The following is a 21,412-nucleotide window of genomic DNA, read 5'->3' as shown; positions in this document are numbered from 1 at the left end:
ATCTAGAAACGTGCAAGTGAATTAATCTTAGATGTTTAACTGAAAAGGAAATAAATTATGAGTCAAGACAACGAAGAATTAATCAAATGTTTAAATGAAATAAACCAAAGTCTGAAAGATATAAATAGCTCACTTAAAAGTCTGAAAATTATAACAGCTTGTGTCGATTATTAATACAGTATTCTAGAAAGAGAGGTTTCAAATTTGTCTGATAATAAACCACGAGCAATTACCATAGACCCTAAGTTAAAGGAAAAATATGAACAATTAATCAACAAAACTGTTTGTTGGATAATAATTGATAAAGATGGCAAATCTAAAGTCAATATCTCTGAGCTAGGCAATACTATTCTTGAAGTACATAATTGCATTATCGTTGAGAACGGCAATAAAGACGATTTTTACGAGTATAACAAAGTAAAAGGATACTGGGAGCTTAGAAACATTAAAAGCATTAAGAGCGTTATTACAGAGCTTTTAAACAGATATAACGTGTGGACTGATCGAGTGGCTAGGGATGCTTTTCATTTTGTTTGTGACAGCATTCAGCGTGTTAAATGGAAAGATACGTTTGGCAAAAAACAAGGTAATTATTTCAACTTCAAAAATGGTGTTTGGAATTGGGATGATTTCAAATTGCAAGAGCATTCGCCTAAGTACTATTTTACTTCATGTGTTGATTATGACCTGGTGGTTACTAATAAATATCCGAACGCACAAGCCGTTATAAATAGTTGGAAAAATAAAAATAGTTGGTTAGAAACAGAGAAATGGTTGGCACTTTCAGTAGGTGAAAACATGCAATCATTGATGGAATTCATAGGTTACATATTCTATCCCAGTTATGAACCAATTCAATTATTTGTTATCCTGTTAAGCCCAGGTGGTGACGGTAAAACCACCTTTATGAACCACCTTACCACCCTTGTAGGCAATGAAAATACTTCTTTTGTTTCTTTAATTGATTTAGCAGACAAGCGTCCTAATAATTTTAGTCATTCAGAATTATACAATAAGTATCTAAATGAATATGACGATATATCAAACGCGTACATCCCTGATACTACTGTTTTACAGAAGTTAACCGGTGGCAGTTCAATAACTGCACCAGTTAAAAATAGGCCAGGTATTACATTATTTAATTATGCTAAATTGCTATTTGCATCTAATGACTTGCCTAGTTTTAGCAATACAACCAATGCATTCTTACGCCGAATTAATGTAATTAAGTTCTTTAAAATAAACAACTTTGAACAGACTATAAATATGAAAAAAGTTAAAAAAGAACGTGGCGAGTTTGTTTACAAATGTATGGTCTTAGCCAAGGATGCAATGAAAAGAAAAGAAATCAAACAAACTGAGTCAATTATTGCACAGAGAAACAATTGGATAGAAGATAACGACCCCATAAAGCAATTTATTAATGAAGATTGTACCTTAGCTCCAACGGACGAAGTTGATGAAAATGATTTATACGGTGCCTATAAAGTTTGGTGTATTAAATATAATTTCAAACCAGTTAGCAAAACAAAATTCAAGAAAGAGCTTGAGAACAAAGGAATTTTTAGAAGTGTTGAAAACAAGCGTATTGATGGAGAAAAACGAAAAAGGCGGTATTTTTATAAAGGTATCAGCTTAAATTAAAGACAGGTACAAACCACAGACTTTCAATAAACCCTTATGAGAGTAACCACGGTGCAAATGGAACTTTCTAGGTTCAGATAAAAAAACATGCCTAACTCGTTGAGAGAGTAAGTAAGGTACTAGTGGTACACTCTTTTTTAAAATAAATAAAATAATATATATATTGGACTACATACCCCTATATACAATCTCTATCAAGCTCAAAAAAAGTGTACATTTTGTGCCAAGCATACAGGCTGTAAGTTTGAGGGGTATTTCCCGATTTGTACCAAATGTACCACATCTGCCAAAAAGTTGATATACAAAGGATTTGTTGAATCAGTTATTTGTGCCATGCCTTTGTACCGTATCACATGTATTAAGTAAAGGAATTAAATTATATGTATTACTCACTTGAAAGTCTAAACAACTTCGATAAATTAGATTTTGTTATGCAGATTGAAAGAAAGTCTGGTAAGCAAGCAGCCATCCACTTCTGTAATTGCATGACATTAATTTTAAATAAGGCAAAACATAGCGATTATTTTGATGAAATGAACAATAAGCTAAGTTGGTCGAGAATAGCCGTTGAACATGATGGTACACCTACACTATTCTGTGGTTCCTTTTCAACTAAGACATTTTACATCTATACCATAAAAGGTAATCAAATTAAACGTGAGGTCAAGCAACTAGTAAATGACTAATTACAGCTGTTTATGCTAACAAATGTTAACATTAATATATAGTATTCAATTATATTAATCTCAATATATTCTCTTATAATAGACTAGCTTTTTTAGCTAGTTTTTTGTATTATTTTTATTAGGTGAATATAATGAAAAATTGGTTTAAAAAATATAAAGAATACATATGGTTTTCTTTGATAACTGTTTTATCATCTTTTCTTGGTGCAACAATAGTTTATTTATTACCTAAAAAAAACTTCGGTAGTACCGCTGACTGGGTAAGTGGTATTGGATCATTGGGAGCAATTATAGTCGCTCTTTGGCAAATGCATGTGCAAAGAAATAAAGAAGAAAAAGAAAAAATATTAGCTAATAGACCTTTCTTTTCGATAGTAGAACAAACACAGTTAAAAAATAGACAAGATCATTTATGGCTAACAGATAAAGATACGTCATCAATAGACATTGACAAAGTTTTTGAAAAACCTACTCGAGACTATACATATTTTAAAGTAGATGTTTTTGCATATAAATTAAAAAATGTAAGTCAGGCCGTAGCTAATAACGTAGCATTGAAAGTTGAATATCAAACTAAAGGAACTGGTGAAGTAACACAAACAGACTATTGTAATCTTAGAACCTGTGTAGGAGCAAATGAGCAAGCTATCATACTACCTCATAGTATAATGAGTAAACCAAATACTTATTCTAATTACCCTAAAAAAATTTATTTGTATTTTACGTCAATGGATGGTAGAGAGTATTGTCAAAGATGGACTGAAAAGGCGGTTATTAAAGATAGTCTATGTGCAGAGCAGGTTGATATCAAAGAAACTCCGATAGAAGAAATGATTAGTCATGAAGGATGTAGTCGTGTATACATACCATTCGAAAGTCTAAACAACAAAGACACAAAAAAGTCAATAAAAAAGACATAGAAGTGTCTTTTTGTTTGCTCTATTTTATAAATAGCTGATTGCTTATTGTCTATGATTTATATTGATATTTAAATCAAATAGTGTATGACCATTCACGGTTGCTGTACTTAATCTTTGGACAATTGACAAGGTCGGTGGTTTCTTTATTTCTATAATTATCCGAGTTATTGCTGATAGTTACCACGACATGCATCCCTTGGATTAGCAGTGATCCGTGTACCACCGTTCTCTACCCTGATAATAATTGACCCCCGCCCCCACTACCGTTAGGCGAGGAGCCGCAACAAGTGGTGCTTGCTTGCGTGACAGACCATTTTTTGAATTTTTTTGAAAGGGGGGCCTACTACGTCAAAGGTTAATTTAACGGCATCCAAAGTGCCTAAAAGTGCATCAAAGGGGCTTAATAATTATGGGAAAAAGCGAAACTTTATTTAGAGAAAACAACTAAGTCCTTAGAGATTTTATAGACAAGTGGTTATGCTAACAAAAGCTAACCTTTTCTATAATTCATATCAGCGTACTAAGACAGGAATAAAGCTTAAAAATCTGGTATATAGGGAATATTAGACAGCATCCCTTGCAATAATAAATACCGTGAGTGCACCCTCAATGAAATTTTTTGGGTGCACTTCGCGCACATCTTTTAATTGCATTAATCCTTATACAACAGTCTTTGTAGCTATTATCTTTGCACCCTAATTGTGACCAATTGTGACATAATTAAAATTAAGAGGTAAAAATAAAGATGGGCTCAAATTTTTTGGGGTGCACTTTTGCACATCTTTTTATTTATAAGAATCCTTATACAATGGTCTTTACAGCTGTTTTCTTTGCACCCTAAATGCTGGAAAATGCTTGCTTTTTATTCAAAGATCGTGGCTAATGATTGGGATGCAGCGATACCAAACCAGAAACATGGTTTATCACAACACTCACCACCCTACTTCTTTATATAGGAACACTTTCTCGTTTGGTTTCATTATGCCACTAAATATATTTCCAGGGATGCTCTAAGTGGCTCAGACCCATTTAAAAATCGTTTCAAACGATTTGTTTTATATATACCTATAATCAACCACCCTTTTTTGAACTGGTTATGATAGCTACCTTATTAAATATCTATCAAAATATTACATTGGCTACTGTATAATTATTTTTGAGGTGATTATAAATGAACAATGACGAAAACGAAACAATTATTAGAAAATTTTTCACGTATTTATATGATAATACTGATAATCAAAAAGAGCTTTCTGATTTTATAAAAGATAACTATAATGTTTTAACAAGTCATCTTCCACTTATGTACAGCGTAGAAACTAGTAATATGTTTTGGTCCATTAATTTGATGACATATTTTTATTCTGATAATTCAAAAGATGATTTTAAACAAAAAATGATTTTACTTAAAAATAATTATCAAGAACTGTATTATACTTTATTAATCTGCTGTACTATATCACATTCTTCTAACGCTGAAGATATGATTAATTATCTTGATACGAAAAAAGTAGAGCTATTTAAAAAATATGAAAAATTAGAGAATGAACAGTCTTCACTATCTGAAAATATTGACGCTCAAAAGAAAATAATTGAAAGCCAAAAAGAAATAATTAATAAACAAAAAGATAGTCTAAATAAAACCACTACGAAAATAGATAATATCTATTCGGAATTTGTAGCAATTCTAGGTATCTTCACAGCTATAACATTTGCCATCTTCGGTGGAATGAATCTACTTACTGATTTATTTAAAAATATTGGTAGTACACCAGTTTCATTGGGTCAAACTCTAATTCTTGCTGCAATATTTGGCTTAATTATGTGGGGAATTATTGAATTGCTATTTTATTGGATTTCAAAAATCAAAGGAATAACAGATAGCACAAAAGATAAGGATAAAAAATGGTTTAATTGGCTTGCAATAGGTGTCCTAGCAATAATACTAATTTTAGGGATATTGCTATTTACCAAAGCAATCAAGTAGTGTGCAGTGGTAAGATGCGCTATATATCAACGCTTTTACCTGCTTTTTTAAATAAATGCCCTAGTAAATGCTAGTATTAATTCCTATAATCAATCATAGTTACAACTACACTTGTAATCTTCTGTTTTCAATCATTCAAAACGATTTAGGAGAAAACTAAAACTCTCCATAGTTGTCTATAATAGTTGGGAACCTGAACATCTTTCCTAAGGTCATCCTAAGGCTTCCCACTCCATTCTTGAACTTCATAGTCAAAGCGCAATTTTACACTACGACCTATCATTGAACACTAACTTGTTTTATTAGCACTTAAACATATTTAGTAAGTAGCTAAGAATTCAATCATAAATCACGGTCGCTTTTTATGCTAATAAATGCTAACCTTATTCAAAGTTTGCTGTTAGCTCCTTCATACTAATAGACCTTAGGTAGACAAAGTTTCCATTAAAATAAAAAATTATGAATGTTTCAATGATAAAATTTTTGTGTGCAATGTGTGCACACATTTTTATTATAAAAAGGCTTATACATCAGTATTTATGATGAATTAGTATACAGTAAAAATGTTGGAAAATGTTTGCTTTTTTATTCAGAAGTTGTAGCAAATTATCACTACTAATATTTATTCTTTTTTATGCCCGATCCACATTTGGTTTGGGGTACAAAATAAGTTGAACAACCTACATTCTATTTCAATTGTAATAACTAGTGTAAAAGCACTGGGACAATCCAACTTTGGTTTTTCCTATTGATTAAAAAAAGGGGTGTCCATTTCGTTCTCCCCTTTGAATAACGCATAAAAAAGTGTGCAGTTTTCAAAAAAGTGTGCAATGGCAGAATAGCTTATATATCAGCTCTTTTGCCAGTTTTTCATCAAATAAATACCCTAGTAAATGTTAGTATTTGCTAGGATTAATTCTTTTAGCCTAGTTGAAATAGTCACCTAATATTAGATTAAAACTTGAAAAAACCTGAACACTTTTCCAAAATCGAACTTTTCAGTCTAAATAAAAAGCTGTAGTATGTAGAATGGTACTGCAGCTTATTTTATTAACTTAAATGACGGGTTTAGATTCATTTCCTTTTGGATTTTAGCAAAATTCTCCATAAACTCATCAATTGCTATGTGCTTTAAATCATAATAGCATGATTGTTTGTAACCAACATCCCTCATTACTACACGATTAGGTTTATCAAATATATACACTCCAGTTAAGATTTTTCTTGATTTTTCTGAACAAGCCTTAATTGCTTTAAAAGTACATGTGGTAATATTCTTAGCATAATCAATTCTATTGTTTGTTTTAACGCCTTTAAATCTATCTACGGGACCTTTTACTAAATCAGCTTTATGTTGCCCTGAACGAGCTGCAAATACGCCTAAATCACGTTTAAGAAAAGTTCTCACGTCTTCTTTATACTCCATTTTATGTTCCTCTTTTTGGTTAACACTTTATTTTTAACTACAGTTTGCAGTTCTATCCAAAATATGAAGTCTTTTTTACTAGTACTACTCTTTAATTTAACATTTCTTAAAGAACTTTCAATTTACTTGGTATCCCTTTAAATCACTTAAAAATTAACGTTTCCCATTAACCAACTATACCAATTTAGCTAAATATTTAAGATTAGCCCACTTGCACGTCTGCCTTAAAATATGAAGTCTAATATGAAGTTTTTTAGCCCATTTTGAGCTAGTTTCAGAAAATTTGAAAAAACAAAAATGCCTTTATACCAGTGTTTAAACCACCTGATATAAAGGCAAAAATGTAATTATTGGGATATCCGGGCTCGAACCGAAACATGCAGGAACCAGAAACCTGTGCCTTACCATTTGGCTATATCCCAGTGTTAAATCACCCGCACGAGAATTGAACTCGTAACTCCACCTTGAGAGGGTGGCGTCTTAACCATTTGACCAGCGGGCAAAATCAACAGTAATTATTATGCTTGAAGATACACGTAATGTCAAGTAGTTTTCACGCTTTAGCGGTAAAAATTATCGAACTATTCTTTTGACAAACGCATCATCGTTTTCAGTTGACTGTCAGTAGCCACATTTTTCAAAATTAATGTGAGAATTGTATATAATAGAGTCAGATACTTTTACTAAAGGATAATTTTTATGATTGACTACTCAAACACCCAGAACTTAATCGAATCAATGGTTACGGAACGTATTGTACCGGGCGTGAATTATGCTTTTATAAAAAATGAACAAGTTTTTACTTCAACCGTTGGCTTTGCAAGTACTTACCCCAAGGTGACGCAACTGAGTCCGTTTGCCATTTATGATTTAGCCAGTCTGACCAAAGTGATTATCACTGAAAATATTTTGCTTAAATTATATCAAGATGGACAGCTCAATTTTACTGAACCACTGCATGACTTTATTCCTGAATTTAAAGATGAGCGCGTACGTCTTTTTCATTTGCTAACTCACACTAGTGGAATAAGGGGCTGGATTAAAAATCGGGATCAATTATCTCGCGACGAGTTAATCGATGCTATCATCCATTTGCCTGTAACAGAAGAATTTGAACATAAAATGCGTTACGCAGATACCAATTTTATCCTTTTAGGTTTAGTAATCAAAAAAATATTGGGTAAACCAGTTCAAGAAGTTGGTCAAAAAATAATAATCGAGCCCGCTGGACTCAAAAATACGACTTTTAGACCTGAAAAAGACTTATGTGTTCCCACTGCAGTTTATCAAGGAAGAGTTTTACAAGGAATTCCTCATGATCCAAAAGCACGCCAATTAGGAAGTGATTGTGGCTCAGCCGGTCTGTTCTCTTCTATGAACGATTTGGTTAAGTTAAGTAAAGGATATTTGGGCCTGGATAAGCACATCCTGCCCTTCAGCCAAGAACTTGTCGCAAAGCTATTCGAAAATAAAAATCCTGCTGACTTAAAGCCTCGTTCATGGGGTTGGGACCTGCGTTTTGATCCTCAGCTTCACTATCCCCTAATTCTTCATACGGGATTTACAGGAGTTCTGTTGCTTCTTGATAGAGTAAAAAGATCTGGATTAATTCTTTTGACCAATCGCATACACCCTACTGGCCATAATCAAGTCTTCTTAACAATGAGAGAAAGAATCATTCAAAGCTTTTTAAAAGAAAACGACCAATAAAAAAGCAGCTTCTATAAGAAGCTGTTTTTAACACTTTTTACGATTAGGCCAAAAATGATAGACTAGATCTACTACCGCTTGAGCAAGCATCCCGCCAGCCATCCAGTACATTCCCATCATCATATTGCCTGTAAAAGTAAAGTAAGCAGTAATAGCGTATACAATCACCCACAAGATTTTAAAAAATAAGTTATCACACATCATTTGTAAAAAACTCCCTTCAATTCACTTAGAATTATACCGTTTTTAAAGTAAAAAAGGTGGGGTTATTTTGAGTTATTTAATCACATGAAAGCTTAAGTTTCATTATTATTTGCCATTTTTGTTATTAATTCAAAATGTTTACATTCGTAAGCATTAGTGAATCTTTTTCAAAAAAATTTTTGATAAAAAGCCTTTCGATCATTTTTGTGAGTTATGTAATTTAATTGCTTTTTCAACTATCAAAAAAGACTTTAAAATCACTATTCTAAAGTCCTTTTATTTGTTATTCAAAATAATTAGAAACTGTAATAAATGCACACGATTGTGGCATTATTTCCAAGTTAATCTTACCATCTTGTATTTTTAAACTTTCCGCTTTTAACTGTGAAGCAGCACGCAATTCTTTAACTTGCTCCTTATTAACATAGGTTGGTTTCCCCATCGCCTGCCACAATTTCTTTGGATTTGCATGGTTTTCATCAATTCTGTTAATTTCACAGGTACCATTAATTGTTTTATCTAGATTTATTGCCAGTTGTTCTGTTTTTATCGGCTCTTTAGGTACATTATGATTATATGCGACGATTTGCAAATCTTTACCTTTTTGAACAGCTAAAATTTCTGCAGTAGCATTATTATTATCTTCAACTTTTATTCTTTGATCACCGAGATTGTGGAATATTTCAAATAATCTATAAACAGGTTTTTCTATACCATCAACTGTTTGCAGACCAAAGCCGCCGTGAAATACACCTGGCTTTTGGGATTCTTCTTCAAAAATGTCTGAGAATGCCCAATAATCATAGCCTTCAACTAGTCCATCATTGTCAGCCAATGTTTTGGCGACCATTGCTGCCCCATAAGGAGTATCATGAGCGGAATCGCCAACCATCGCTGAAACGCTCCATTCTGTATAAAATAGTGGGTAGTTTTGAGCTTCTTCCCTTGTCTTTGAAGTCATAACTTTGAGTATTCCTCGAGGGTAATCTTGCGGAACTCCATTTGTCTTTTTAAAGAATTCGTCAATATCCATGCCGCTTTCCCACAAAGGATCATCTGTTGGATAATGATGTGTTGAAATAAAGTCCAGCGGTAAATTATTTTTCTGACAAAAGTCTATCATATCTGGTATCCAGGAATTGTAAGATGTAGCTGGACCACCAAAGCGGAGCTTTTCATCAATCTTCTTAGCAGTTCTTACTGTTATTTCATACAAGTGGAAGTAATCTTCTTTGGTACCTGAGAAAAAGCGCGATAAATTTGGCTCATTCCAAACTTCAAAGTACCATGATTCAACCTCATCCTTACCATAGCGCTCAAGAATATGTTCTATGAATTTAGAAATTAGTTCTTCCCAGGCCTTATCGGATTTAGGCATGGAATTATTGCCGCCATAAGGAAAGATTTGATTTTTTTGTGAAGCTAAACAACTTGGCATAAAGCTTAATTCTACAAAAGGTTTCATTCCTATTTTTAGTAAAAAATCATATATTTTATCGATATTAACAAAATTATAGGTGATGCCTTGTGATTTTCCCGTAAAATCAAAGTTTTCAATGCAAACACTCATCTCATCGTCAAATAAGCCATGAAAACGGACAAATTTGATACCCATATCCTGGTGTACTTTTGTTAATTGTTCTTGATAATCTGCTCTCAAAGCAGTATAAGCATGACTACTACCAACACACATTTCCCAATAGTGTGGAAACGGTGTTTTTTTACTTGAATTTATTTTAAAATCTAACATTCTAATTTTTTCCTTTCATTTTTTCAAAATCACTGACTGCAGGCAGTTTAAGAGCAAAATTATTTTCTAACCACTTGGCACATAAATTGGTCCATTGATTAACAACGGGAGAAATTTGAGCTTTAGAACCAGCAGCAGCTTGTGAAGCCAAGCTTAGACCATGAGTACCTTGGTCAAAAATATGAATTTCATACGAAATATTATTTTGGGCTAAAATAGAAGCCAGTTCCAATGAGTGAAGCGGATTAACTAAAGGGTCAGTTGCAGTTGCCCATATGAAAAATGGCGGTGTATCACTATCAACATGATCAACTGGGCTAAGTTTGGTTTCAAGCTCTCTATCTGGAACTTCTGTACCACATGTAACAATGTTTGAAGCTGTCATAAAGTGGTAGTCCATAGGATTATTTTTCCTCTTTTCAAGATCGGCATCTAAAAGATGATAATCAGTGATGGCATAACCTAAAATGGCAAAAGCTGGACGTAAATCATTTTTATCTACGCCTAAATAATCTGTTACAACCGGCTCATTAAATTCTGTGGAATAAAGAGCGGCAACATGTCCACCAGCTGAAAAGCCACATACTCCAATTCTTTCAGTATCAACGTGCCATTTTGAAGCATTTTTTCTAATCAACAACATGGCTTGACCAAGTTCTCTTATCTGTTTCGGATAAATCGTATTTTCCTTCTTGGGCAAAGTCTTTAACAAGTCTGACATTTCTAATGTATCTGAGAAGTATGTAGTATATCTTAAAACAAAAGAGTGATAACCAAGTGAGGCAAAATACATGGCAATTGGTTCAGCTTCGCGATCCGAGCAAGTGAAAAAGCCTCCACCAGGACATATTATAATTGCAGGCCTGTTTTTCCCTTTTAACATTTCTGGAGAATCATCCAAAACATACGTTGTCAGCGATGCAGATTCATTTTCTTTACCTAAAAATATTCTTTTTATTTTCATTTTAATCTTTTCCTTTTTTATTATTTTGTTTTTCTACTCGGCTACCGAATCTGGTAATAAACAAGACACCTGCAGTTACAACTGAGACAGCTATGCCAGCCATAAATGAATCGTGGCCCGGTGCAATCTTTACGGCTGCTAGTAACATTGGCACGATCATGCCAGCTACTGAGCCAAGTAAGGTATTGATTGAAACTGCTAACGGAAATTGCTTTTGATCAGTTAAAATTGACATTTCATAAGGGGCTGTGGCGTTTACTAACACGATGCCCATACCTGAAAAGGCGTTGCCAATGATGTGCAAAACAACGTTAGATGAGAACACAATGCAGATGAAAGACAGTGCAAATGCAATAAAACCCCAGGCAATCGTATCATTTTTGGTAAATTTCCTAATATAAGTCAAAAATGCGGCCGTTAAGATACCACCAATATTACCTAACGCTGTCACCATTGCGACATAAGCAGTTCCCTTGTTTTGAGTTGCCAAAACAATAGACTGATTAGATAAAAAAGTCATCATTGCCAGTGAAAGCATAAAATTAATCAAATACAACACGTAAACATAGCCGTTAAAGTTTTTTAATAAAGTCCAAAAGCCAAGTTTTTTACTGCCCTTATTGTTTTTATTATCATTCGAGAGTTTTTGGTCCTGTGGAATCAACACTAGCGCTAAAGCAAAAACTACTAAACCCAGACCATAGATCCAAAATAGATTGCGCCAGTTGCTATTACCCAAAATGCCACCCAAGGCGGTAAAAATCATCATACCAATGTTAGTAACACCGGTAGCCCAACCCATGGTAGCGGCGCGAGCTTCACCTTCAAAGTTTTCTTGCAATAAAACCGGTACTACATTGGTGATGGTGCCAGTACCAAAGCCGACCAATACCATGCAGGCTAAAATCAAGTTAAGACTGTTACTGTAGATTGCCGGTATTAGACCACCAATTGCCACAAATAAAATCGCCATTAAGCCCAAATTCTTCCTAGTCATTTTAAAGGTTAAATAAGCAAAAAATATTGTAGAGATAATTTGGCCAAGTTGCGGTATAGAACCTAGCAATTGGACTTTAGAAATTGGTTCTTTAGGAAAGGATCGTGCTATTGCCGCAATCGCCGAAGTAACGGCAGTTCCCAACATCAAGAGCAAATTCATACTCAAAATACCTATTGCCTTCGAAATTTGTTTTTTAGTCATAAAAAGTCACCTTAGTTTCTTAGTCAAAATCCACATTAAGTTTAGGCAAAACACTTTCTTCGTGTTTTACAATTACAACTGCTTTACCAGAAAAAAGCTTAATTTTACTTAAAGAATATTTGCTGATATCAGAAGGATCGCCATTAGTCAATCCGATAATCTGACCATTATTTGCTTTAATTTGCAACGAACTATTATCATCAGGCACAAAGTTATTTTGGCCATCAATTGCCTTTAACTCAAATAAAGTACAGTTTTTGCCCTGGTACAAAATAGCAGTATTTACTTTAATAATTTTGCCACTGGTTTCCTTTTTATCTTCTAGCACAACTTTATCTTTCACGTATCCTTTAGCTAAAAGTTCTCCTGGTTCATATTTAACCTGCCAATTACATTCATAGTTTTTAACTGCTTTTTTGCCTAAACTTTTATGATTGATAAATAATTCCACTTCATCCAAGTTTGAAAAGACTCTGACCTTAGTTTGACCATTTTCAATTGTTAAATCAGTTTTATTCCAAGAAGGCATGAGATGAAGTACCGGCTGATCTTGCCACTGAGCCTGATAATAGTAGAAATAGTCCTTAGGCAAGCCACCTAAATCCATAATCCCAAACTGAGAACTAATACCAGGCCAGCCAAATGGTGATGGTTCACCATAATAATCAAAAGCAGTCCATAAAAATACACCACCCATATATTTATGTTCATGTAGGTAAGACATCACAGTTTCAGGGCGTGCAGTCCCTCCTACTCCCGGATCTCCCGGCTTCCTTTTCCCTGGTAAAACCATTGAAAATAAAGAGCCAAAATTATTAGTATGACAGTTTTCAGCGTCATCTTTGTAAATACCACGTGTTGAAAAATATGATGCATTTTCTGTGCACATCATTGGTAGGGTCGGATGACTTTTATGAATGAATTCTGCTCCTTCACCCATTACTCCTGCTTCAGGATAATTGACTCCCAGAATATCAAAGTACTTGATATAATCGTCATTTACTTTACCTTCAGGATTTAACAATTCAGCAGAAATTAATAATGCATCAGGAGATAAATTACGGATAATTTCTGTAATCTTTTTTACTGAACGACAACCATATTCTGTATTGCCGATAATCTCTTCATTGGCAATTGACCAAAATGCGATACACACATGGGACCGACTTTTCTTTACCATTTTAGTCAAATTTCTTAATCGCCACGGTGTAGCCTCTAAAAGACGGTTTTCATCAATTAAAATCAATCCCAAACGATCACAAGCGTTTAATAGCTCTTTTGAAGCAAAGTGGTGTGAACTTCTAAGTGCATTAACGCCCATTTCCTTTAGCCTTTTGACTTTAAAATCAATAATATCTTGGTTCAAAGCAACGCCAACTCCACCAAAATCCTGATGCTCACATACACCCTTCAACAGATAAAGCTTGCCATTTAAATGAAAACCATTAACATCATAGCTGACTGTTTTAATACCAAAAGTTTGTTCTACCGAATCATTTTCAATTTCCAATCTTGCTTGGTATAAATTAGGATGCTCAGGCGACCATAATTTTGGTTCTTTTATCTCAAATGATTTATTAAACCGTCTAACCGACTGAGACTGTATCGTCACAGCCGCAAAATCAACTTGATTCGTTTGATTAATTGTGAGTTTTGGCGTGACAGAAACAGGGTGATTCAAATCATTTTTGACAGCAAAGCTGACCAACATTTTGGCATTTTGAGCATTTATTTTCGTTGTCCTAAAGTAGAACTCATCGCTTTCTAAATGGACTAAATCTCTGACTTCAAGCCAAACATTCTTATAAATTCCGGCTCCTTCATACCACCACCCTTCTGAGCCAGTTGTTGTATCGGTGCGCACAAGAATAACATTGTTCCCATCGCTAGCGAATCTAATTATTGACGAAATGTCATAGTCTATATCTACATAGCCACTGTCATTGTGTCCCAAATAACAACCATTAAACCAAATGTCACTTGACCCCATAATGCCATCAAAATGTAACAGATACTCCTTATCTTCCGGTGAAGCTGTTGAAAGTTTAAAAGTTTTGCGGTAATAGGCTATTCCGTCAAGCTTAGAGCCTGTCATCAATGTATTTGAATCATTTCGATACGCCTCACGTCTCTTCCAATCATCAGGTATGTTTATTGATTGCCAATTTTTATCTAGAGACTGAACAAAATCTGTACCTGCTAAATTTTGTAAGCCCTTATTGACATCACCATTAGATATTAAATTTAGGAAATGGACACCGCCTGGACCAACAGGCAAAATATTGCCAGTTTCATTTTCAAGCGGAGCGGTTAACCCACCAAAAGCATAAGATTTTTTTGCTAATAATTTTGGCTTTTGGATTTCACCAAAGTGAAATTTCCAGTTATAATTTAAAGAAATAGATTCGTTCATATTTGCCTCCATTTTTACTTTTCAATGTAATTATAAGCGCTTTCATAGACTAACCAGATATACTTTTTAGTGCTAAATTTAACAAAATTAGTGTTAGGAGAAAAAATGAATCGTCGAATTTATATGTCTTACAAGGCAATTCAAAAGTACTTGTCATTTTGTTTTTTTAAAAGACATCAAAAAATTTCTTTACTGGATGCAATTTTGCATTTATATCAAAAAAGTAATTATTCGTATGAATTGCCTAAAACTCCAAATTCTTTAAACAAGTCTCATGATATTTTTTCACTCTATCAATGTTTGCAAAATTTACATGTTGACGTAACAGCCATTATCCAAAAACCCCAACAGCTATATAAAAACGTGTCAGAGTCTTATTTCATGTTTGAAGAAAAAGATGCCAAAATTTTACTGCAGTTTCAAAATGAATTAGTTCATTATCATAAACACGACTATTTTGAAATAGACTTAGTATTAGACGGAGAAACTAAGTTTTTTACCGATAATTCAGTCTCTACCTTACACAAAGGTGACCTAGTAATAATTTCACCTGGTACTTCTCATAAAATAGAAGTCATTGAGAGTAGTATCGTTATCTGTATTGTGATGAAGAAAAGTACTTTTGATAATTCTTTTTTTAACTTAATAAAAGCTGATAACATACTGGCTGATTTTTTTAACAAATGTCTCTATAGTTCTACCGAAAACTATTTAACATTTAACGTTCAAATCACAGAGAAAATTTTAGGAATAATCAAAAATATATTCATTGAATCCTATTCTTCCTTACCACAATCAAACGCGATTTGTTGTGACTATATTTCTATTTTATTATCCTATGCTCTACGCGGTTTAAGCGAGTCAAATAATTTTAAAACTTACGATAATAATCTGACCAATAGATTTGCCAAAATCATTAATACTATTAAAGTTAACTGTGATACTGTTAAGTTAAAAGATTTGGCTCGGCAATATAATTATGATAAAGCGTATTTGGGAAAGTTGATTTCTAAAAAGACAGGACATTCTTTTAACTATTTACGCAACTACTACCGCATACAAAAAAGCTGCAATTTACTGAAATATACGGATGACAGTATCAATAGCATCAGCGAACAAGTTGGCTACAGTTCAGTCAACAGCTTTGAAAGAAGTTTTCAAACTATACTCCACCTCACACCCAGCGCATATCGCAAAAAATCTGAATAGTTTTAATATGTGATACTCAAGTTGTAATCAAGTTTTTCGCAATTAATTTATGATACAAAAACCAACCTCGACATAAAGTTCAAAGTTGGTTTTAAGTTATTTCAAGTATTTAATTTTCATGCTAGTCTACTCTTGACCAAAATAATTTGAAATAGTGATCAGCGCACATGATTGCGGTCTTAACTCCAAATTTATCTTACCCTTTTCTATTGCCAATTGTTCTGAGACAAGTTGAGAAGCAGAACGCAATTTTGTTACTTGCTCTTTGTCAACATAAGTTGGTTCTCCCATCTCCTGCCACAATCTCTTAGGGTTAGCATGATTTTCATCAATTCTTTTAATTTCACAGTTTCCATTAAACTCGTGGTCCAGATTAATAGCCAATTGTTCTGTTTTAATTTTGCCACTGGGAACGTTATGGTTGTAGGCCACTATTTGTAAGTCATTGCCATTTTGAACAGCCAAAACTTCAGCAGTACTATTATTGTTATCTTCAACTTTAATTCGCTGATTACCAAGGTTATGAAAAAATTCAAATAAGCGAAAAACTGGTTTTTCTATTCCCTCAACTGTTTGCAGACCAAAGCCACCATGAAATATTCCGGGTTTTTGCGACTGCTCTTCAAAAATGTCTGAGAAAGTCCAGTATGAATAACAATCCACCAAACCGTCATTATCTGCCAAAGTTTTGGCAACCATTGCTGCTGCATATGGTTCATCATGAATAGCATCACCTAGCATAGCTGAAACGTTCCATTCAGTATAAAACAATGGGTATTCAGCTGCTTCTTTCCTAGTTTTACTAGTCATTTCTTTGAGAATGCCACGGTGATAGTCAGTTTGTTTTCCTTTAGTTTTCTTGAAAAATTCTTCAATATCCATGCCGCTTTCCCACAAAGGATCGTCAGTAGGATAATGATGTGTTGAAATAAAATCTAAAGGCAAATTATTTTGTTGGCAAAAGTTTACCATGTCTGGAATCCAAGAATTATAAGATGTGGCAGGTCCACCAAAACGTAATTTCTGATCAATTTTCTTAGCAGTTCTTACTGTTATCTCATACAGGTGAAAATAATCCTCCTGTGTTCCAGAGAAAAATCGCGGCAAATTTGGCTCATTCCAAACTTCAAAGTACCATGATTCAACCTCATCCTTACCATAGCGGTTAATAATATGCTTGATAAATTTAGCAATTAGATTCTCCCACGCTTCATCAGATTTAGGCATGGAATTATTGCCACCATAAGGAAAGATTTGATTCTGTTTTGAAGCTAAACAAGTTGGCATAAAGCTTAGTTCTACAAATGGCTTCATTCCTATTTTTAGTAAGAAATCATATATTTTATCAATATTAACAAAATTATAGGTGATGCCTTGTGATTTGCCCGTAAAATCAAAGTTTTCAATACAGACACTCATTTAATCGTCGAACAAACCATGAAAACGAACATATTTTATTCCCAGTTCATTATGTACTTTTGTTAATTGCTCTTGATAGTCAGCTCTCAAAGCAGTATAAGCATGACTGCTGCCAACACACATTTCCCAATAGTGTGGAAACGGGGTTTTTATACTTGAATTTACTTTAAAATCTAGCATTCTAATTTTTTCCTTCCATTTTCATCTTTTCAAAATCATCTAGTTCTGGCAATTTAAGACCAAAATTTCTTTCAAGCCACCTAGCACATAAATTGGTCCATTGACTAACAACAGAAGAAATTTGAGACTTGGAACTAGCAGCAGCTTGTGAAGCAAGACTTAAGCCATGACTACCTTGGTCAAAAATATGAATTTCATACGAAATATTATTTTCAGCTAAAACTGTAGCTAATTTTAATGAATGAAGCGGTGTAACAAGTGGATCGGTGGCAGTAGTCCAAATGAAAAATGGTGGTGTTTCAATATCAATATGATCAACTGGGCTAAGTTTGGTCTCAAGCTCTTTATCTGGAACTTCTGTACCACAGGTAGCAACATTTGAAGCCTTCATAAAGTGATAGTCCATAGGATTATTCTTTTTCCTTTCAAGATCGGCATCTAAAAGATGATAATCAGTGATGGCATAACCAAGGATGGCAAAAGCTGGCCGTAAATCATTTTTACTTACACCTAAATAATCTGTTAAAACCGGCTCATTAAATTGAGTCGAATAAAGTCCAGCAACATGTCCGCCAGCTGAAAAACCGCATACACCAATTCTTTCAGTATCAACGTGCCACTTTGAAGCATTTTTTCTAATTAACAACATAGCCTGACCAAGTTCTCTAATTTGTCTGGGATATATTGATATCTCTTTTTTAGGCAGAGGCCGGGATAAATCAGGCATTTCTAATGGTCCATTATTATATGTTGTATACTTTAAAACAAAAGCATGATAGCCAATAGAGGCAAAATATAAAGCTACGGGTTCAGCTTCACGATCAGAGCAACTAAAATAGCCACCTCCAGGACAAATTATAATTGCAGGCCTGTTTTTCCCTTTTAACATTTCTGGTGAATCATCCAAAACATACGTTGTAAGCGTTGCAGATTCGCTTTCTTTATCTAAATAGATTTTTTCAACTTTCATCTTAATTTCCTCCATTTTCTTTAATTTGTTGTTTTTCAACCCGGGTGCCAAATCTAGTGACGAATAAAGTTAAAGCTGTAAATACTGAAATTATTATTCCTGCCATAAAAGAATTAAATCCAGGCTTTATTTTTAATGCTGCCAAAATCAAAGGGACGATCATTCCAGCAATCGATCCTAATATAGTATTAGTGGAAACTGCTAATGGAAATTCTTTTTTAGTAGTTAAAATAGACATTTCATAAGGTGCTGTCGCATTAACTAAAACAATTCCCATTCCGGAAAATGCATTACCAATAATATGAATAATTATATTTTTGAAAAAAGCAATACAAATAAATGATAAAGCAAATGCGATAAATCCATATGCTATCGAATCATTTTTAGTAAATTTTCTTATGTACTTCAAAAATGCAGCGGTTATAATTCCTCCTACATTACCTATGGCTGTAACCATTGCAACATAGGATGTTCCCTTTCCTTGACTAGATAAAACTATTGATTGATTAGACAGAAAGGTCATCATGGCCAAAGACAGCATAAAGTTGATAAGATATATAGCATAAACATAGCCATTTAAATGTTTCATTAAAACCCAGAAATTTGTTTTTTCGCTCTTTTTATTATTTTTTGAATTACCAGTTAACTTGACATCTCGTGGAATAAGTACATAAGCTAAAATAAAAATAATTAAAGCTAGAGAATATATCCAAAAAAGATTTCGCCAATTTGCTCCGCCTAAAATACCTCCTAGAGCAGTAAATATCATCATACCAACATTAGTAACACCGGTAGCCCAGCCCATAGTGGTGGCACGAGCTTCTCCTTCAAAATTTTCTTGTAATAAAACGGGGACAACGTTAGTAATAGTTCCTGTACCAAAGCCAACTAAGACCATACAAGCTAAAATTAGATTTAGGTTGCTATTATAAATTGCTGGAATAAGTCCTCCAATTCCAACAAAGGCTATTGCAAGCAATCCGATGTTCTTTCTAGTTAATTTAAAAGTTAGGTAAGTAAAAATTATACTTGCAATAATCTGTCCCAAATGCGGTATAGAACCTAGCAACTGGACTTTAGAAACTGGTTCTCTAGGAAAGGACTTTGCTATTGCCGCAATTGCCGAAGTAACGGCAGTACCCAGCATTAAGAGCAAATTCATACTCAAAATACCTATTGCTTTTGAAATTTGTTTTTTAGTCATTTTCTTCTCCTTCTATCTATGGATTCGCTTTCATTTTTCAATTAAAGTATATTAGTGAATTTTTGCGATAACCATAGTCAAAAAACAGAGAAATTATATTCATTTCCCAGTTTTTTAAAAAAAACCAAAAAAATCCGACAAAACAGCCCTATTAAAAAAGCTATTTTAGCGGATTTTCAGTTTAATTTTAAAATCACTTTGACTAGTAATTATAAATTCTACCTTTTTGTAAAAATTTGCTAACTATTTTTATGACGGTATTCAGCTGGTGAAACCCCAAAATATTTTTTGAAGATTTTATAAAAATAAGATGGATTCTCATATCCCACTTTATTAGCAATTCTATCAATAGGCGCAACTGTATATGATAAATACTCTGCTGCTACATTAACTCTCTGCAAATGAACAAGCTGGATAAAGGTTTTACCTGTATGCTTTTTTAAAAAGTCGGACAAATAGTTCGGATTAAAGCCAAAATAATTGGCCATTTCCTGCAAAGTAATTTTTTCGTAATTTTTTTCAATATATAGCAACAAGGAAAGTAAGTTGTTTTTTTGCTTCCGAATCTCTTTCACTGTCATTCCAGAATAATTTGCTTGGCGGATTAAACGCGAAAACAGAGTCAGCATCTCAAGTCTGATCAGTTGATTAGACTGAATGTCAGGATGATAATATTCGTAAATAATGTCATAAATTAGGGCGATAATTTTAGGGTTGGCTTTTACGTCAAAGAGATTATACCGCCCTTCACCATATTCTTCATCAGAAAGCAGTGAGAATAAAATATTAGAAATATTGGTGCCGTTTTTTTTGTGATGCAAAAAATCAAGGTCATTAAGTGAAAAGGCGGAACTGCGTAAAGCAATATTGACAACTACTCCTTTTGAGCTGATTGGACTAACTTTATGAACAGTTTTATTCCCCATAAAAATAAGATTATTTTGTTTAACTTTAATCTTTGTTCGCTCCACGTAAACGAAACAGTCTTCTACCAGTGGAATCATAATTTCTACATAATTATGAATGTGGTAAGGAATAAATGATTTTGTCGGTTGAACCGTAATTGAAATTGAACTATTGTTCAAAACTAGGTCGTCTGTATAAGTTTCAAAAAAACGATATACTGGCTCTTTACCTATCCTTCCTATCTCTTTGGTAAGATTACCGTTTTTGGCAATCGTTGCTATAACATCTTCCCATTCTCTGGGCATATTTCTACTTCGAAGTAGCTGCAGAATTTCTTCTTTCAATTTATTTTCTCCTCGTAGAATCTAAATATTTTTAAGAATGATAAATAAAATCTGTGAAATCGACATACTACACATGACTTTTGACAATAGCGATAGCGCTAACATTAAGCTACAATAAACTTGTTTTCGAATCAATATATTTATAGCACATGGAGGAAAATAATGACAGATCTAACAAAAAAGCCTTATAACTTATCAAGCGCAGAAATTGATTTTGTCAAAAACAAAGTGGCAAATATGCCACTTTCTGCTAAAATAGGACAACTTTTCTTTGT

Annotated in this window: 16 protein-coding genes, 2 tRNA genes and 1 pseudogene; 6 read left to right on the top strand and 13 right to left on the bottom strand. The window is 33.6% G+C overall.

The window, feature by feature from the left end; all coding sequences use genetic code 11:
* Positions 1-204: 204 nt before the first annotated feature.
* The 3 genes from Q0R51_RS05950 (at position 205) to Q0R51_RS05940 (ending at position 3,250) form a co-directional block, all read left to right on the top strand.
* On the top strand, positions 205-1,644 hold the full coding sequence (locus tag Q0R51_RS05950) for a phage/plasmid primase, P4 family (protein WP_294757349.1): 1,440 nt from the start codon (positions 205-207) through the stop codon (positions 1,642-1,644).
* 380 nt (positions 1,645-2,024) lie between these two features.
* Positions 2,025-2,330 carry a hypothetical protein gene (locus Q0R51_RS05945; protein ID WP_294757347.1) on the top strand — a complete coding sequence of 102 codons (306 nt, stop codon included), beginning with the start codon at positions 2,025-2,027 and terminating at the stop codon, positions 2,328-2,330.
* Between the two features lie 131 nt (positions 2,331-2,461).
* Complete coding sequence (locus tag Q0R51_RS05940; protein WP_294757345.1) at positions 2,462-3,250, top strand: hypothetical protein; 789 nt, start codon at positions 2,462-2,464, stop codon at positions 3,248-3,250.
* A 73-nt stretch (positions 3,251-3,323) separates the two neighbouring features.
* Here Q0R51_RS05940 and Q0R51_RS05935 read toward each other — a convergent pair whose 3' ends face one another.
* Entirely contained in the window at positions 3,324-3,473 is a 150-nt protein-coding gene (locus tag Q0R51_RS05935; RefSeq protein ID WP_294757343.1) for a hypothetical protein, read from the bottom strand.
* A 948-nt stretch (positions 3,474-4,421) separates the two neighbouring features.
* Here Q0R51_RS05935 and Q0R51_RS05930 point away from each other — a divergent pair.
* Entirely contained in the window at positions 4,422-5,237 is an 816-nt protein-coding gene (locus tag Q0R51_RS05930) for a hypothetical protein (RefSeq protein ID WP_294757341.1), read from the top strand.
* 1,042 nt (positions 5,238-6,279) lie between these two features.
* Here Q0R51_RS05930 and Q0R51_RS05925 read toward each other — a convergent pair.
* The 3 genes from Q0R51_RS05925 to Q0R51_RS05915 all read right to left on the bottom strand — a co-directional run bounded on the left by Q0R51_RS05925 (position 6,280) and on the right by Q0R51_RS05915 (position 7,165).
* Positions 6,280-6,663 carry a hypothetical protein gene (locus tag Q0R51_RS05925; protein ID WP_294757340.1) on the bottom strand — a complete coding sequence of 128 codons (384 nt, stop codon included), beginning with the start codon at positions 6,661-6,663 and terminating at the stop codon, positions 6,280-6,282.
* A 350-nt stretch (positions 6,664-7,013) separates the two neighbouring features.
* Positions 7,014-7,085 (bottom strand) — tRNA-Gln (locus Q0R51_RS05920).
* Between the two features lie 8 nt (positions 7,086-7,093).
* A tRNA-Glu gene (locus Q0R51_RS05915) sits at positions 7,094-7,165 on the bottom strand.
* A gap of 197 nt (positions 7,166-7,362) precedes the next feature.
* On the opposite strand from Q0R51_RS05915, the gene Q0R51_RS05910 reads away from it, so the two are divergent.
* A complete protein-coding gene (locus tag Q0R51_RS05910; RefSeq protein ID WP_294757338.1) occupies positions 7,363-8,373 on the top strand; it encodes a serine hydrolase in 1,011 nt (336 codons plus the stop codon).
* 27 nt (positions 8,374-8,400) lie between these two features.
* Here Q0R51_RS05910 and Q0R51_RS05905 read toward each other — a convergent pair whose 3' ends face one another.
* From Q0R51_RS05905 to Q0R51_RS05885, 5 genes are all read right to left on the bottom strand, one after another.
* On the bottom strand, positions 8,401-8,577 hold the full coding sequence (locus Q0R51_RS05905) for a hypothetical protein (RefSeq protein ID WP_294757336.1): 177 nt from the start codon (positions 8,575-8,577) through the stop codon (positions 8,401-8,403).
* 283 nt (positions 8,578-8,860) lie between these two features.
* A complete protein-coding gene (locus Q0R51_RS05900; protein WP_294757334.1) occupies positions 8,861-10,327 on the bottom strand; it encodes a GH39 family glycosyl hydrolase in 1,467 nt (488 codons plus the stop codon).
* Between the two features lies 1 nt (position 10,328).
* On the bottom strand, positions 10,329-11,291 hold the full coding sequence (locus tag Q0R51_RS05895) for an alpha/beta hydrolase (RefSeq protein WP_294757333.1): 963 nt from the start codon (positions 11,289-11,291) through the stop codon (positions 10,329-10,331).
* 1 nt (position 11,292) lies between these two features.
* Positions 11,293-12,492 carry an MFS transporter gene (locus tag Q0R51_RS05890; RefSeq protein ID WP_294757331.1) on the bottom strand — a complete coding sequence of 400 codons (1,200 nt, stop codon included), beginning with the start codon at positions 12,490-12,492 and terminating at the stop codon, positions 11,293-11,295.
* Between the two features lie 19 nt (positions 12,493-12,511).
* The gene (locus Q0R51_RS05885; RefSeq protein ID WP_294757329.1) at positions 12,512-14,905 is read right to left on the bottom strand and encodes a DUF4982 domain-containing protein; all 2,394 of its coding nucleotides are present in this window, start codon (positions 14,903-14,905) and stop codon (positions 12,512-12,514) included.
* Positions 14,906-15,010: 105 nt separating this feature from the next.
* On the opposite strand from Q0R51_RS05885, the gene Q0R51_RS05880 reads away from it, so the two are divergent.
* Positions 15,011-16,114, top strand: coding sequence for a helix-turn-helix domain-containing protein (locus Q0R51_RS05880; protein WP_294757327.1), 1,104 nt, complete (start codon positions 15,011-15,013; stop codon positions 16,112-16,114).
* A gap of 126 nt (positions 16,115-16,240) precedes the next feature.
* Here the strand turns inward: Q0R51_RS05880 and Q0R51_RS05875 are convergent.
* The 4 genes and pseudogenes from Q0R51_RS05875 to Q0R51_RS05860 all read right to left on the bottom strand — a co-directional run bounded on the left by Q0R51_RS05875 (position 16,241) and on the right by Q0R51_RS05860 (position 21,137).
* Positions 16,241-17,713 (bottom strand): annotated as a pseudogene (locus Q0R51_RS05875) (hypothetical protein).
* A 1-nt stretch (position 17,714) separates the two neighbouring features.
* Positions 17,715-18,683 carry an alpha/beta hydrolase gene (locus Q0R51_RS05870; protein ID WP_294757326.1) on the bottom strand — a complete coding sequence of 323 codons (969 nt, stop codon included), beginning with the start codon at positions 18,681-18,683 and terminating at the stop codon, positions 17,715-17,717.
* A gap of 1 nt (position 18,684) precedes the next feature.
* On the bottom strand, positions 18,685-19,887 hold the full coding sequence (locus Q0R51_RS05865) for an MFS transporter (RefSeq protein ID WP_294757324.1): 1,203 nt from the start codon (positions 19,885-19,887) through the stop codon (positions 18,685-18,687).
* 239 nt (positions 19,888-20,126) lie between these two features.
* Positions 20,127-21,137 carry an AraC family transcriptional regulator gene (locus Q0R51_RS05860; protein WP_294757322.1) on the bottom strand — a complete coding sequence of 337 codons (1,011 nt, stop codon included), beginning with the start codon at positions 21,135-21,137 and terminating at the stop codon, positions 20,127-20,129.
* Positions 21,138-21,412 lie beyond the last annotated feature (275 nt).

The organism is uncultured Lactobacillus sp. (assembly GCF_946477725.1).
Taxonomy (GTDB): domain Bacteria; phylum Bacillota; class Bacilli; order Lactobacillales; family Lactobacillaceae; genus Lactobacillus.
The sequence above is the reverse complement of the archived record's forward strand: the minus strand, read 5'-3'. Positions and strand labels throughout refer to the sequence as shown.